Source organism: Hymenobacter siberiensis (assembly GCF_018967865.2).
GTDB lineage: Bacteria > Bacteroidota > Bacteroidia > Cytophagales > Hymenobacteraceae > Hymenobacter > Hymenobacter siberiensis.
The window spans coordinates 1,321,632-1,334,876 of sequence record NZ_JAHLZY020000001.1 but is presented as its reverse complement, the minus strand read 5'-3'; the positions used below and the strand labels follow the sequence as shown (position 1 = coordinate 1,334,876).

The 13,245-nt window shown below is 58.7% G+C and carries 11 protein-coding genes; 8 read left to right on the top strand and 3 right to left on the bottom strand.

Annotation, left to right across the window (positions count from 1 at the left end):
* Positions 1 to 56 precede the first annotated feature (56 nt).
* Both KQ659_RS05875 and KQ659_RS05870 read left to right on the top strand, forming a co-directional pair.
* The gene (locus KQ659_RS05875) at positions 57 to 1,127 is read left to right on the top strand and encodes a M42 family metallopeptidase (protein WP_216689779.1); all 1,071 of its coding nucleotides are present in this window, start codon (positions 57 to 59) and stop codon (positions 1,125 to 1,127) included.
* A gap of 110 nt (positions 1,128 to 1,237) precedes the next feature.
* Entirely contained in the window at positions 1,238 to 2,098 is an 861-nt protein-coding gene (locus KQ659_RS05870; RefSeq protein WP_317197791.1) for an ABC transporter substrate-binding protein, read from the top strand.
* Here KQ659_RS05870 and KQ659_RS05865 read toward each other — a convergent pair.
* Entirely contained in the window at positions 2,082 to 3,326 is a 1,245-nt protein-coding gene (locus KQ659_RS05865) for a 3-phosphoshikimate 1-carboxyvinyltransferase (RefSeq protein ID WP_216689781.1), read from the bottom strand. The genes KQ659_RS05870 and KQ659_RS05865 overlap by 17 nt on opposite strands.
* Positions 3,327 to 3,407: 81 nt before the next feature.
* Positions 3,408 to 4,448: a 3-dehydroquinate synthase gene (aroB, locus tag KQ659_RS05860; protein WP_216689782.1), complete on the bottom strand. Its 1,041-nt coding sequence runs from the start codon at positions 4,446 to 4,448 to the stop codon at positions 3,408 to 3,410.
* Positions 4,449 to 4,568: 120 nt separating this feature from the next.
* Between aroB and KQ659_RS05855 the strand changes: the two genes are divergently transcribed.
* Positions 4,569 to 5,018 (top strand): hypothetical protein, encoded by a 450-nt coding sequence (locus KQ659_RS05855; protein WP_216689783.1) that lies wholly within the window; start codon positions 4,569 to 4,571, stop codon positions 5,016 to 5,018.
* 64 nt (positions 5,019 to 5,082) lie between these two features.
* On the opposite strand, the gene KQ659_RS05850 is transcribed toward KQ659_RS05855, so the two are convergent.
* Positions 5,083 to 6,210: a chorismate mutase gene (locus tag KQ659_RS05850; protein ID WP_216689785.1), complete on the bottom strand. Its 1,128-nt coding sequence runs from the start codon at positions 6,208 to 6,210 to the stop codon at positions 5,083 to 5,085.
* A gap of 148 nt (positions 6,211 to 6,358) precedes the next feature.
* On the opposite strand from KQ659_RS05850, the gene KQ659_RS05845 reads away from it, so the two are divergent.
* The 5 genes from KQ659_RS05845 (at position 6,359) to KQ659_RS05825 (ending at position 13,097) form a co-directional block, all read left to right on the top strand.
* Positions 6,359 to 7,558: a proline dehydrogenase family protein gene (locus tag KQ659_RS05845; protein WP_216689786.1), complete on the top strand. Its 1,200-nt coding sequence runs from the start codon at positions 6,359 to 6,361 to the stop codon at positions 7,556 to 7,558.
* A gap of 352 nt (positions 7,559 to 7,910) precedes the next feature.
* The gene (locus KQ659_RS05840) at positions 7,911 to 8,279 is read left to right on the top strand and encodes a hypothetical protein (RefSeq protein ID WP_216689788.1); all 369 of its coding nucleotides are present in this window, start codon (positions 7,911 to 7,913) and stop codon (positions 8,277 to 8,279) included.
* A gap of 210 nt (positions 8,280 to 8,489) precedes the next feature.
* Entirely contained in the window at positions 8,490 to 9,341 is an 852-nt protein-coding gene (locus KQ659_RS21775; protein ID WP_317196133.1) for a hypothetical protein, read from the top strand.
* 243 nt (positions 9,342 to 9,584) lie between these two features.
* Positions 9,585 to 11,753, top strand: a complete 2,169-nt coding sequence (locus KQ659_RS05830; RefSeq protein ID WP_216689790.1) for a carboxy terminal-processing peptidase — start codon at positions 9,585 to 9,587, stop codon at positions 11,751 to 11,753.
* A 243-nt stretch (positions 11,754 to 11,996) separates the two neighbouring features.
* Positions 11,997 to 13,097, top strand: a complete 1,101-nt coding sequence (locus tag KQ659_RS05825) for a hypothetical protein (RefSeq protein WP_226929854.1) — start codon at positions 11,997 to 11,999, stop codon at positions 13,095 to 13,097.
* Positions 13,098 to 13,245 lie beyond the last annotated feature (148 nt).

The following is a 13,245-nucleotide window of genomic DNA, read 5'->3' as shown; positions in this document are numbered from 1 at the left end:
GATGCTTCGCTGCGCTCTGCATGGCGTTCTATAATCCTAATAACACTCCCTACATAATGCGTCCCGAGTCGTTCGAATTCCTCCAAAGCTACCTCAACAACCCCTCCCCCACCGGCTTCGAAAAAGAAGGCCAGAAACTGTGGCTGGAGTACATCAAGCCGTATATCGACGAGTATTTCGTGGATACGTACGGCACGGTGGTGGGCGTGATTAACCCCGATGCGAAGTATAAAGTCGTTATCGAAGCGCACGCCGATGAGATTTCCTACTTCGTGAATTACATCACCAAGGAAGGCTACCTCTACCTGCGCCGTAACGGCGGCTCGGACCCGTTGGTGGCCCCGAGCAAGCGCGTCAATATCTTCGGCGAAAAGGGCATCGTGAAGGGCATTTTCGGCTGGCCCGCCATCCACGTGCGCAAGGTGGAGCAGGACAAGGCCCCAACCATCGAAACGGTGTTTCTGGACTGCGGCGCGAGCAGTGCCGACGAGGTAGCCGAAATGGGCATCCACGTGGGTTGCGTGGTGACGTTTGAGGACGAATTCACGGTGCTGAACGACAAGTTTTACGTGGGCCGCGCCCTCGACAACCGCGTGGGCGGCTTCATGATTGCCGAGGTGGCCCGCATGCTGAAGGAAAACAACAAAACGCTGCCCTTCGGCCTCTACATCGTGAATGCAGTGCAGGAAGAAATCGGATTGCGCGGGGCCGAAATGGTAGCCCACCGCATCCAGCCCGACGTGGCCATCATCACCGACGTGACGCACGACAGCCAGTCGCCGATGTATGAGAAAAAGACGGCCGGCGACATTAGCTGCGGCAAGGGCCCGGTGATTACCTACGGCCCGGCCGTGCAAAATAACCTGCGCGACCTCATCATCGACACCGCCAAGGCCTCGGATATTCCCTTCCAGCGCGCCGCCGCCACCCGCGCCACCGGCACCGATACGGATGCCTTCGCCTACTCCGGCTCGGGCGTGGCTTCGGCCCTGATTTCGCTGCCCCTCAAGTATATGCACACCACCGTCGAAACCGTGCACAAGGACGACGTGAACAGCGTGACGCGCCTGATTTACGAAACGCTGCTGCGCATCGAGGACGGGCAGGACTTCCGGTATTTTGTCTGAACCGCGGATTCATCGGATTTTGTGGCCGATTTTTCAGTATCCACCGGTACAAATCAGCTAGAAAAAGCCCGCAGACGCGGGCTTTTTCTTTTTATGTTCGCTAATAGCGTATGGCATCCACTAACAGTCAGCCACAAAATCCGATGAATCCGACCAATCCGATAAATCCGCGGTTCAGACACCTTCCCCTCAACGTGACCGACCAGATGCACCGGCGCGTGGCGGTGCCGTTTCCGCCGCAGCGCATTGTGTCGCTGGTGCCTTCGCAAACGGAACTGCTCTTTGATTTGGGGCTGGGCGCGAAGGTGATGGGCGTAACTAAGTTCTGCATTCATCCGGCCGAGGCACGCATGAACGCCAGCGTTATTGGCGGCACCAAGAATTTTGATTTCGAGAAAATAGCCGCGCTGAAACCCGATTTAATTATCGGAAACAAAGAAGAGAACTACCAGGAGGGGATTGAGCAATTGGCTGCCAGTTACCCGGTCTGGCTGAGCGATATCAGCAATCTGGCCGAGGCGCTGGAGATGATTCGGCGCGTCGGGCTTATTGTCGGCGCGAAGGAAAAGGCCGCAACGCTGGCCGAAACCATTGCAGCATCTTTTGCTGCTTTGGCTACTCCCGACGCTTCCGCGGCGGCGCCTGTTTCCGTTGCCTATTTCATTTGGCGCAAACCCTACATGGTGGCCGCCACGGGCACTTTTATCGACGACATGCTGCACCGGGCGGGCTTTGCCAATGCCTTCGCCGGGCTAGGGCGCTACCCCGAAGTCAGCGCGGAGCAGCTGGCGCAAGTAGCGCCGCAGCGTATTTTCCTCTCGTCGGAACCCTATCCGTTCGCGGCGAAGCATGTGGCTGAATTTCAGCAGCTATGCCCCGCCGCGAAAATTGAAATTGTCGACGGCGAATTGTTCAGCTGGTACGGCAGCCGCTTGCTGAAATCGGCCGCCTATTTCAATCAGCTTCCGTAACAGCGAAGCCGCTTTTAGCCAGCTCTTTCCAGAATTGCGGGTAGGACTTGCGCACCACCGTGGGGGCTTCCACGCGGAGGCCCCCGCGCATGGCCAGCGGCGCGAAGGCCATGGCCATGCGATGGTCGTGGTAAGTAGCCACCAACTGGCCGCTCACACCAAATTCCCTCGATTCGGCCCGAAAGTGGCCTTCGCCGAGGTCGCGCAGGTCGCCGCCGAATTTGGCCAGCTCGGTTTGCAGGGCCGCAATGCGGTCGGTTTCCTTAATGCGCAGGCTTTCGAGGCCAGTCAGGTCGACGGGCCGGTTGAGGGCGGCGGCTACCACGGCCACGGTCTGGGCGAGGTCAGGGCAGTCGGTGAAATCGAAGGTCTGGATTTCGGTCTGGGGGGCGAGGGGCACCTGGCGCAGGTGCACGCCATCGGGCAGGAAAGTGGTTTCGACCCCGAAATCGGTCATCATCCCGGCAATGGCCTGGTCGCCCTGCAGCGATTCGCGGCGCAGGCCGGGCAGCGTGATTTCGGAGCCCGCCGGGGCCAGCGCCACAAACGAATACCAGTAGCTGGCCGCCGACCAGTCCGACTCAATTGTATAATCGGTGGGGCGGTACTGCCCGGGGCGCACCGTGAGCACGTCGCCGGCGGCCGAATAATCGGCCCCGAAACGCTGCATCAGCGCCACCGTCATGTTGATGTAGGGACGCGAGCCAATGTGGCCAGTGAGCGTGAGGCGCAGGCCGCCGGGCAGGCGCGGCCCCACCATCAGCAGCGCCGAAATGTACTGGCTGCTGATGTCACCGCGCACGGATAATTCAGTAGGTTCCGTCGTTTCGGGAGCGGCTGCGAAGCCGACGATTTCCAGCGGCGGGTAGCCGTCATTACCCAGGTAACTGATGCTGGCTCCGGCTTGGCGCAGCGCATCCACGAGCACGGCAATGGGCCGCTGCTGCATGCGGGCAGTGCCGGTGAGGCGGCCGCGCCAGTTCGTGACCGTGAGGTATGCCGTGAGGAAACGCATGACCGTGCCGGCATCTTCGGCGCTGAGCTCGGCGGTGCCGGGCGCGGCGGCCAGCAGGCGCAGCATCAGCTGGGTGTCGTTGGCATCGGAGAGGTTGCCGAGAGTGCCGCCACCCGCCAGCGCTTGCAGGATGAGGGCGCGGTTGGCTTCACTCTTGGAAGCCGGAAGTTGGGCAGTGCCGCGCAGCGGGCCGCCGGGCCAGGATAGGTGCATAAGGATTGTGCGGTAAGCTTTAGCTTGCCGTGGGTAGTATTGGTAATATGATAAGATGGCAAGCTAAAGCTTACCGCACAATCATAGTCGGTTGTAGTAGCGCAGCGACTCGGCGATTTCGGCCACCGTCACGGGCTGGTCGTACACGCCATGGCCGATGCCTTCGAGCAGCGTGCAGTTGATGGTGGCCCCGGTGTTTTTCTTATCCTGCCGGGCAAAGTCGGCAATGGCTTCGGTTTCGAGGCTCACGAAATCAATTTTATCGAATACTGAGAACACGAAGGTTTCTATTTTGTCCAGCGCATCCGCACTCAGCAGGCCGTGCTGCATCGATAGCCAGCTTTCGCAGACAATGCCGGCGGCTACCGCCTCGCCGTGCAGGGCCTCGCGGCCGGGCTGCGTGAGCAGGTAGCTTTCGAGGGCGTGGCCCACGGTGTGGCCGAAGTTGAGCAGCTTGCGCGGGCCGGCTTCGAGCGGGTCCTGAGCCACGATGCGCTGCTTGAGCGCCACCGACTCGCGGATGATGGCGGTCCAGTCATCGGTCAGCCAGCCCAGGCGGCGGTTGGTGTCGAAGGCTTCGGCATCGGCAATGAGCCAGTGCTTGAGCACTTCGGCATAGCCGGATTTAAGCTGGCGCGGGTCGAGGGTTTGCAGAAACTTTGGCTCGACGAAAACGCCGGCCGGGGCCTGAAACACGCCCAACTGGTTCTTGTAGCCCTGGAAATCGACGCCGGTTTTGCCGCCCACGCTGGCATCGACCTGCGCCAGCAGCGTGGTGGGCACCTGCACAAACCGAATGCCGCGCTTATACAGCGCCGCCGCGAAGCCGCCCAAATCGGTGACCACGCCACCGCCCAGGTTCACCAGTACGGCGAAGCGGTCGGCGCGCTGCTCCGTGAGCATGCTCCACACGGTATCGCAGCTGGCCAGGGTTTTATACTCTTCGCCGGCCGGAATTTCGACGAGCTTATAATCGACCGGCAGATGCGGTTCCAGTAGCGGCAGGCACAGGCGGGCGGTGTTGCTGTCGGCCAGCACAAATACCTGGCTCACGGCCGGGCGATACAGTAGTTCGGCCAGTGCGGGCAGGGCCCCGGGGCCAATGATGACGGAATTATCCATGGGGCAAAAGTCGGCACAAAAAATTGCAGGCCGGGCAGCTGCCCAAGCAACCTTTCGGGCAGCCCACTGGTCAGGAGTTATATAGCATCTTTTTTATTTCTCAAACACCTCTTTTTCAACATGTTGCATCCAATACGCTTTGCCACGTTTGCTTTGGCCATCGCTAATCTTGGGGCCTGCCAAAAAACATCGGTTGACCCCAACGAAATTTGCATCAGCTATCCACCCGATACGACGACGCAGCTCCTGGGCCGGTGGGAACTCACCGAAATCACCAATGGAATGAACGGCCGCACCTACCCTGCCGACCCCGTTCAGCGCCATGAAATTGTTTTTGATGCATCCGGACAAGCCCGAATGTTTCTCAATGGTACCGTGCAAAGCACTGCACCTTTTTCTTTGCGCCAGGCCCCGTCTTACATAACCCGCCAGCCCGAAATGTTTGTCGTTTATGGTGCCGTCAACGGGTCAACCCTGCAATTTATCGCTGCACTTTCGTCCTCTACCCTAACTATTGCCATCGACGCGGCCGACGGCGGCAGCCAAACATATACTCGGCGCAGCCTTTAGCTCAGCGGCCAGCGGATGGCCAGCATGCATTTGGTAGCTGTTGAAAGCACAGTGGCCGGGTGCGCTACAGTCCCGGCCCGAGATGCTGCACGCCGTCCACCTGCGGGCGGCCGTTGAGCACTTCGGTTTGCTTGCGGATGCTTTCGATGTGAATGAGCTTGTAGAGCTCGGCCACAAACTTGTCGTTCACGTTCAGCTTGCCGGCCCAGTCGGTGCGGGTGAGGAAAATCTCCTGCCAGCGGTCGAACTGCAGGATTTTCACGTTGTTTTCCTTCTTGTATTCGGCCAATTCTTCTACCAGAGCCATGCGGCGGGCCAGGGCTTCCACTATTTCGCGGTCGGCTTCGTCCATTTTCTGGCGCAGCTCTTCGGCTTTGTTCAGGTATTCGGCATTGTCGCTGGAGCGGTAGCGATACTTCAGCTCGCTGAGGATTTCGCCCAGGCGCTGGGGGGTCACCTGCTGCTCGGCGTCGCTCAGGGCGTGGTCGGGGTCGGGGTGGGTTTCGATGATAAGGCCATCGTAATCAAGGTCGAGGGCCTTCTGGGAGATGGGCAGCAGCAGGTCGCGCCGGCCGCCAATATGGCTGGGGTCGCAGATGAGCGGGATGTGGGGAAACCGCGTTTTCAGCTCAATGGGCAAAATCCAGGTGGGGGCGTTGCGGTAGCGGCTGGGCGCAAACGTGCTGAAACCCCGGTGGATAGCCGCCAAATCCGTAATTCCGGCCCGTTCCAGGCGCTCCAGCGCACCAGCCCATAGGGCCACGTCGGGATTCACCGGGTTTTTCACCATCACGGGCACGCCGGTGCCGGCCAGCGCATCGGCCAGCTCCTGCACGGCAAAGGGGTTCACGGTAGTGCGGGCCCCAATCCAGAGCACGTCGATACCATGGCGCAGGGCGTCTTCTACATGGCGCGGGGTGGCCACTTCAATGGCCGTCGGGATGCCGGTTTCGGCCTTCACGCGCTGCAGCCAGGGCAGCCCCACCACGCCCATGCCCTCAAACGAGCCCGGCCGCGTGCGCGGCTTCCAGATGCCGGCCCGGAACAAATCAATCTTCCCCAACGCCTTTAGGCCGTGGGCCGTAGCCAGCACCTGTTCCTCGGTTTCGGCCGAGCAGGGGCCGGCGATGATAATAGGCTGGCCTTTCTGGGCCAGCAAGCGGGTGAAATACGTATCAGTAGCGGGGAGCATTCTGCGAAAGGGACAAATAATAGCCAACGGCCAACCAGCCGCCGAAAAGCCCGGCAAACGTAACTCGTTTCCCCGAAACGTTGTTTACCTTCTACCTTCGCGCCCTGTTCCCATCCGGCCCAATTCCCACGTGTTTTAGTTGCAGCTTATGTCTATTGCCCCTCCTGCCCAGGCCCCGCCCGTTTCCTTCGAAGACACCCGGGTAGCCTTCGCGTCCAAGTCCGATGCACAGCTGCGCAAGGTGTATGCCCTGTTCGCGGCCATGAACAACGGCAGCCTCATAAAAACCGGTAGCGGCCTCATGAAAGCGGCCCTGAAGTGGAATCTACCCGGCACCAAGTTTCTCATCAAGCACAGTATTTTCGAGCAGTTTTGCGGCGGCGAAACCATTGCCGAATGCCGCCCCGTGACGGCCGAGCTGGGCAAATACAACATCGGCACCATCCTCGACTACTCGGTGGAAGGCGAAGGCAGCGACCAGAGCTACGACCGCACCCGCGACGAAATTCTGGCCACCATCGACGAGGCCCATCGCTCGGCCCACATCCCGTTTTCAGTCTTCAAAGTAACCGGCGTGGCTAACGTGGCCATTCTCGAAAAAATCCAGGCCGGCAAGCTTCTCACCGCCACCGAGGAAGCGGCCCATGCCCGCGCCGTGGCCCGCGTAGAAGCCCTGTGTGCCCGCGCCCACCAGCACGGCGTGCGCCTGTTTGTGGATGCCGAGGAAAGCTGGTTTCAGCACACCATCGACCTGCTGGCCTATGACATGATGGCCAAGTATAACCGCTCGACGGCCATTGTGTGGAATACGTACCAGCTCTACCGGCACGACCGCCTCGAAGCCCTGCAAGCCACCCACGATGCGGCGGCCGAAGCCGGCTACTACATCGGGGCTAAGCTGGTGCGCGGCGCCTACATGGAAAAGGAGGCCCGCGTCGCCAAACAGCGCGGCCAGCAGAATCCCATCAACCCCACCAAGCAGGCCACCGACGACCTCTACGACGAGTCCCTGCGCTATTGCATCGCGCACCTTGACCGCATCAGCATCTGCGCTGGCACGCACAACGAGGCCAGTTCGCTGCTGCTCACCCAGCTCATGCAGCAGGCCCACCTGGCTCCCAACGACCCGCGCGTGTGGTTTGCCCAGCTCTACGGCATGAGCGACAACTTGACCTACAACCTCGCCAACGCCGGCTACAACACGGCCAAATACCTGCCCTATGGCCCCGTAGCCGCCGTAATGCCCTATCTGCTGCGCCGCGCCGATGAAAACACCGCCATTGCCGGCCAGAGCAGCCGGGAGTTTCTGTTGATTCAAAAAGAAATTCGCCGCCGCAAAAGGCACTAGCGCTGAAGGAAATCTGAAGATGACGCTGTTTAGAAAGTCCCCGAACGGTCATGCTTCGCTGCGCTCTGCATGACCGTTTGAGTACCTTTTGTGACTTTCTAAACAACTCCAATATAAAAAGCAATAATTCTGCAAGTTACCCATCTGAATTTTACACAAAATTCAGATGGGTAAAACATCATTTCTGGCATTAAAAAGGGGCACCATAGAATTTTAGGAACGATTGTGGCATGCACAAAGCCGCAAGACTGAGGATTATTGACCAAGCTGTGCCCGACACATGGCGTTCGGCATTTAAAAATTACTAATTTTCAGCCCCCCAAACGGTTTTTTGCTCATTTGTAACCCTGCCATGATTGGTCGTATTCGCAAGTATTTAATTCGCTATTCCCGGGTTCAAACCGGTACCGTTAGCTACCTCACGCTAGTGCAGGAAGCCGAATTGGGACTCAACCTGGAAATCTCGCACGAGAAATCCCGGCTCAACGAAATGTTGGCCGAAATATCCACCGCCGAACACGAGGCTGGCCGCCCCCCTCTTAGTGCGCTGGTGAAAGTGCAGGGCTCAAAAGGCCAGGGCGACAACTTTTATAAGCTGTGCGAAAAAATGGAAATGGGCGAGTGGCGCACCCTTAAGCAGGATGAGGATTTCCTGAAAAGACTCATCCGCGACTGCCGCGATTTCTGGGGCGACGAAGAAAATTTTCAGAAATTTTCTTGATTTGTTTCAAGGAAAGCAATTTCATAATAGTGCATTCATAATGAGCAGCTTGCCATATGAATGCACTGTTTTTTTGCGCCTGCCAGTTAGTATATAAAGCGGAACGAATAGAATCAAGGCCTGCTGTAACCCCCATTGAGGCAGCCCCGTTGAAGGTATATATCCAGCTCGCTATGACTGGACTTATCTCTCACATTCTATTCCCTTCCTATGAATACTAACGATTCGAACAACCCGCAGAACACTGGCACCGGTGCAGGCTCTAACTACGGCACCCAAAATACCGGTACCGGTATGGGCAACAGCACCGGCCTCAGCAACGAAGGCACCAGCTACAACGCGGGCACTGGCTCTACTTCGGGCACGGGCGTTTCTTCTTCTTCGGGAGCCAGCCTTTCCAACGCTGTTGATGGCGCCGATTTCAGCGCCACTGCCAAAGGTGGAGCGATGGCCGGCACGGTTGGTGCCGCAGTAGGCCGCTCCGTTGATGGCGTGCAGAACACGGCCGACAGCGCCGCCCACGCCGTAACCGGCGAGCCTTACCGCGATGGCACTTCGATGAGCGGTATGTTCCGCGACCGTACCAGCGCCGAAAAGGCGTACAGCGCCCTGCATTCGCGTGGCTATGGCAAAGACGACGTGAACCTGCTCATGTCGGACGAAACCCGCAAAACTCACTTCGGTGATGACACTGTGCACACCGACCTCGGCGACAAAGCCATGGAAGGTGCCGGCGTAGGCTCGGCCATTGGTGGCACGGCTGGTGCTATCATTGGCGCTATTGCTGCCATTGGTACTTCGGTAGCCCTGCCCGGCCTAGGCCTGATTATTGCCGGCCCGCTGGCCGCTGCGCTGGCCGGCGCTGGTGCCGGTGGCCTCACGGGTGGCCTGGTAGGTGCCCTGGTGGGCTCGGGCATTCCCGAGGAGCACGCTGCCGAGTACGAGAGCGGCATCAAAAATGGTAGTATTGTGATAGGTGTGAAGCCCCGCAACGCCGATGATGCCAAATACTTCGAAGACGAGTTCCGCCGCAACAACGGCGACAAGATTTACAAGTACTAGTCTCGTCGCAGATTCCGGCCTGTTAGTCATCAAAAAAGCCTTTCCCGTCTGGGAAAGGCTTTTTTATTGCAACCTTCAGTCAATTTGAGGGGTTTGTAGAATAGTAGTTGCTTATTGGCAGCCATTTGTAAAACCGGGCACTTATTCCCACAGCAAAGGCGTTTTTGCGGCAGGGATTTGATGCCCGCGTTGCCTGGCAATCTCTGTATATTTGATTTTCATCCTCGTTTTATTTTCTTGCCAATGTCTTTTCCTCGCTTGAAGGTCGGCCTGTATGCCTTTTTGGTGGCAGCCGTGTTTGTTCTGGCATCCTACCGGCTGTTCCGCCGGTCCGACTCGGCAGTACCGAGCAAGGACCAGGTGCTGATTGGCCTCATGCTGAGTGGCCTTTCGTCGCAGCATTACCAGCCCGAAAAAGTTGACGACAATTTTTCGAAACGCGTTTTCGACCTGTATCTGAAGCACCTGGACTACCGCAAGCAGTTCCTGCTCGCGACCGACATAGAGCAGCTGCGCCCCTACCAGACCCGGATTGATGATGAGGTAAAAAGCGGCACTCATGAGTTTCTCGACCTCAGCACCAAGCTGATGACCGAGCGCACCAAGGAGATGCAGGGCCTGTACCGCGACATTCTGGCCAAGCCGTTTGACTTTACCACGGACGAAACGTTCCAGACCGATTTCGAGAAAGCCGCCTTCCCCGCCGATAAGGCGGCCCAGCGCGAGCTGTGGCGCAAGCTGCTGAAGTACGAAACCCTGAGCCGCGTTTCGGAAATGATGGAAGCCCAGGACAAGGCCAAGGAGGCCAAGCCCAGCGCTGCTACCGCCGCGCCTGCCGCCGCCGATGCCTCGGCCCCCACCGCCGCCGAGCCCGTGCGCACGCCCGCTCAGATGGAGGCCGAAGCCCGCAAGCGCGTGCTGAAATACTACGACGACCAGTTCGAGGAAATCAACGATACCGACGCCAACGAGCGCCTCGCGACCTACGCCAACACCATTGCCAATACCTACGACCCGCACACCGAATACTTCGCCCCCAAAGCCAAGGAGGATTTCGACTACGAAATGACCGGCCGCTTTGAAGGCATCGGCGCTACGCTGCGCGAGAAGGACGGCCTTATTTACATCGAGGAAATCATTCCCGGTTCGGCTTCGGCCCGACAGGGCGACTTGAAAAAGGGCGACGCTATTCTGCGCGTGGCCCAGGGCGCGGCCGAGCCGGTGAGCATCGAGGGCTGGCACACAGCGAAAGCGGTGACCCTGATTCGGGGCAAAAAAGGCTCGGAAGTGCGCATGACGGTGAAAAAGCCGGATGGCAGCACCAAGATTATCCCAATTATCCGCGACGTAGTGGTGGTGGATGAAAAGTACGCGCAGTCTTCTATCATAACTGAGAAGGGCCAGAAAATTGGCTACCTGCGCCTGCCCGGCTTCTATGCCGATTTCAACGACAACGGCGGCCGCAGCTCGTCGGATGACGTGAAAAAGGAGCTGGCCAAGCTGAACGCCGAAGGCGTGAAAGGCATTGTGATGGACCTGCGCTTTAACGGCGGCGGCTCGCTGAGCGACGCAGTTTCGATGGCCGGCCTGTTTATGCCCAGCGGCCCCATGGTACAGGTGCGCGACGGCCAGGGCCACACCCAGGTGCTGACCGATAACGACCCACGCGTGCAGTACAGTGGCCCACTGGTGCTGCTGGTGAACAAGTACAGCGCCTCGGCTTCCGAAATTCTGGCCGCTGCCATTCAGGACTACCACCGGGGCGTGATTATGGGCTCGACCAGCACGTATGGCAAGGGCACGGTGCAGCGCATCTTCGACCTGGACGAGGCCCTGCCTTCGGAGCTGAACAGCGTGAAGCCGATTGGCTCGCTCAAGCTCACTACCCAGAAATTCTACCGCGTGAACGGGGGCTCAACCCAGTTTAAAGGCGTGGCCTCCGATATTGTGGTGCCGGACCTGTACTCCTACCTCGATGAGGGCGAAAAAGAGTCGGACTACCCGCTGAAATGGGATGAGATTCAGCCCGCCCGCTACCGCACCTGGGATGCCCCGCCCGCACTCGATAAGCTCCGTGCCAGCAGCAAGGCCCGCGTGGCAACCAATTCCAGCTTTAAGGTGATGGATGAGATGGTGAAGAGCATGCGTAAACGCAAGGACGAAACTACGGTTTCGCTCAAGCTAAGCACCTACCGCGCCGAACAGCAGCAGTCGAAAGCCATTTCGGACCGCTACGAGACCGCCCAAAAGACCAACACCGCCCTGGCCTTCTCGCCCCTGGCCGCCGACGTGCGCGCCGTGGGTGGCGACACGGTGAAGGTGAACCGGGCCGCCCGCTTCACCAAGAGCCTGAAGAAGGACATCACCATCGGCGAAGCCGTGGCGGTGATTCAGGACGAAATAAATCACTGATTTTCGCGGATTAACCTTGATTTCGCTGATTGAGAATGCCCCGGCTCTGGTTGAGTCGGGGCATTTTTCATTGGCTTTCGCAGCCTTTCATCTCATTAGTAAATTTCCCTTCTATTACTAATGCCACTAACCGTTAATATTGCAACATAAACACTTGATTAACAACACTTATTTTATTAGTAAATTTGTCAAAAAAATTAGTAATCAGACAACTAAAAACCTGTCCTATGCTATTTACTTAGCATGACGACTCAAGAGGAAACCCGCATTATCCCGCTCAATCCGCCGGTAGCCGCTATCGCCGATGAGCAACAGCAGAAGCTAGCTGACAAAACCTGGCGCAGGTCTATTCCGGCGCAGGTTTTCCTCAACTATTTCTTTGCTATCAACTATCACATTCGGAAAAACGACGATGCCCTCGGTGGCTTGCAGAACCTGCCGTTTTTCCGCAGCCACCAAGCCCAGCTGAGCGAGGCCGACGTGACCGCGCTTACCAAGATGCTACATACCAGCTGGAGCACCGAGTACGCCCTGCGCGCCACGGCCGAGCTGGGCGACGAGAACTTCCTGCGCAATGCCCTGCACTGGACGTTCCCGCAAGCATACCACGCCATCTGGTCGGGTCTGCAGGCTTTTTTGTACACCACCGGTGTGCGCTCGAACAACGGTCAGCTCATGCGCCGCGAGGTGGGCCGGCTGGTGGTAAAGAATACCTATCCGCGCCCGGTTTCGTTCTGTGCGGCCGGAGCTTACGGCGATTTCAGCATTCACCGCATGCCGCTAGCGGGCTACAAGGCCGGGCTGCACATCGCCAGCCAGGAGATTGACGCGCAGGCGCAGGTAGGCCAGTTCCTGCGCACCACCCGCAAGATGCAGGCGCAGTGGACCCGCGCCCAAGTGCAGACCAATCCCAACACGGCCATCCGCAGCCAGAAAACCGGCCGGCCGCTGGATAAATGGACGGCCGCGCACTGGCAGCAGATTACCTGGCGACTGGGCTACACCACCATTTTCGATTTGCTGGGCCGCCTGCGCATCTCGCAAACCAGCCGCGAGATTGAGCGCTACGTGGAGGCCGATATTGACTTCCGCCTCTTCCACGCCTCGCTGCTCAACATCGTGAGTTACCTCAACGGCGTGCACGAAACCTACGTGGCCAAGGCCCTAGGTCTGGAGCGCTACCGCCAGCTGGTGGCCGAGTTGCCGCTGCACCTGCAGGCGGGCTTCGTGCAGGAGCGGCTGCGCACCCGCGTAGAGCCGGTGCTGGCCCCTACCCCGCCGAGCGCCCCGCCGAGCGCCCCAGCGCTGGCTACAGAGGCCCCGCACTACCGCATGGCCGCTTAGTGTATCAACCACGGATTGGCTGCGCCATCCCTTGATTCGCCCGGAATTTTCGGATTCCACAGATTTTGTGAACGGAAAGCCGCTCCGGTTTCGGAGCGGCTTTTTCGTGCCGTACTTTTGTGGTTCACTTTTTACTTACCGCGTCTGA

Excerpts from the sequence above, each read along its gene's own strand:
- KQ659_RS05875 (WP_216689779.1), top strand. The coding sequence starts at position 57 with ATGCGTCCCGAGTCGTTCGAATTCCTCCAAAGCTACCTCAACAACCCC.
- KQ659_RS05870 (WP_317197791.1), top strand. The coding sequence starts at position 1,238 with ATGGCATCCACTAACAGTCAGCCACAAAATCCGATGAATCCGACCAAT.
- KQ659_RS05865 (WP_216689781.1), bottom strand. The coding sequence starts at position 3,326 with ATGCACCTATCCTGGCCCGGCGGCCCGCTGCGCGGCACTGCCCAACTT.
- aroB (WP_216689782.1), bottom strand. The coding sequence starts at position 4,448 with ATGGATAATTCCGTCATCATTGGCCCCGGGGCCCTGCCCGCACTGGCC.
- KQ659_RS05855 (WP_216689783.1), top strand. The coding sequence starts at position 4,569 with ATGTTGCATCCAATACGCTTTGCCACGTTTGCTTTGGCCATCGCTAAT.
- KQ659_RS05850 (WP_216689785.1), bottom strand. The coding sequence starts at position 6,210 with ATGCTCCCCGCTACTGATACGTATTTCACCCGCTTGCTGGCCCAGAAA.
- KQ659_RS05845 (WP_216689786.1), top strand. The coding sequence starts at position 6,359 with ATGTCTATTGCCCCTCCTGCCCAGGCCCCGCCCGTTTCCTTCGAAGAC.
- KQ659_RS05840 (WP_216689788.1), top strand. The coding sequence starts at position 7,911 with ATGATTGGTCGTATTCGCAAGTATTTAATTCGCTATTCCCGGGTTCAA.
- KQ659_RS21775 (WP_317196133.1), top strand. The coding sequence starts at position 8,490 with ATGAATACTAACGATTCGAACAACCCGCAGAACACTGGCACCGGTGCA.
- KQ659_RS05830 (WP_216689790.1), top strand. The coding sequence starts at position 9,585 with ATGTCTTTTCCTCGCTTGAAGGTCGGCCTGTATGCCTTTTTGGTGGCA.
- KQ659_RS05825 (WP_226929854.1), top strand. The coding sequence starts at position 11,997 with ATGACGACTCAAGAGGAAACCCGCATTATCCCGCTCAATCCGCCGGTA.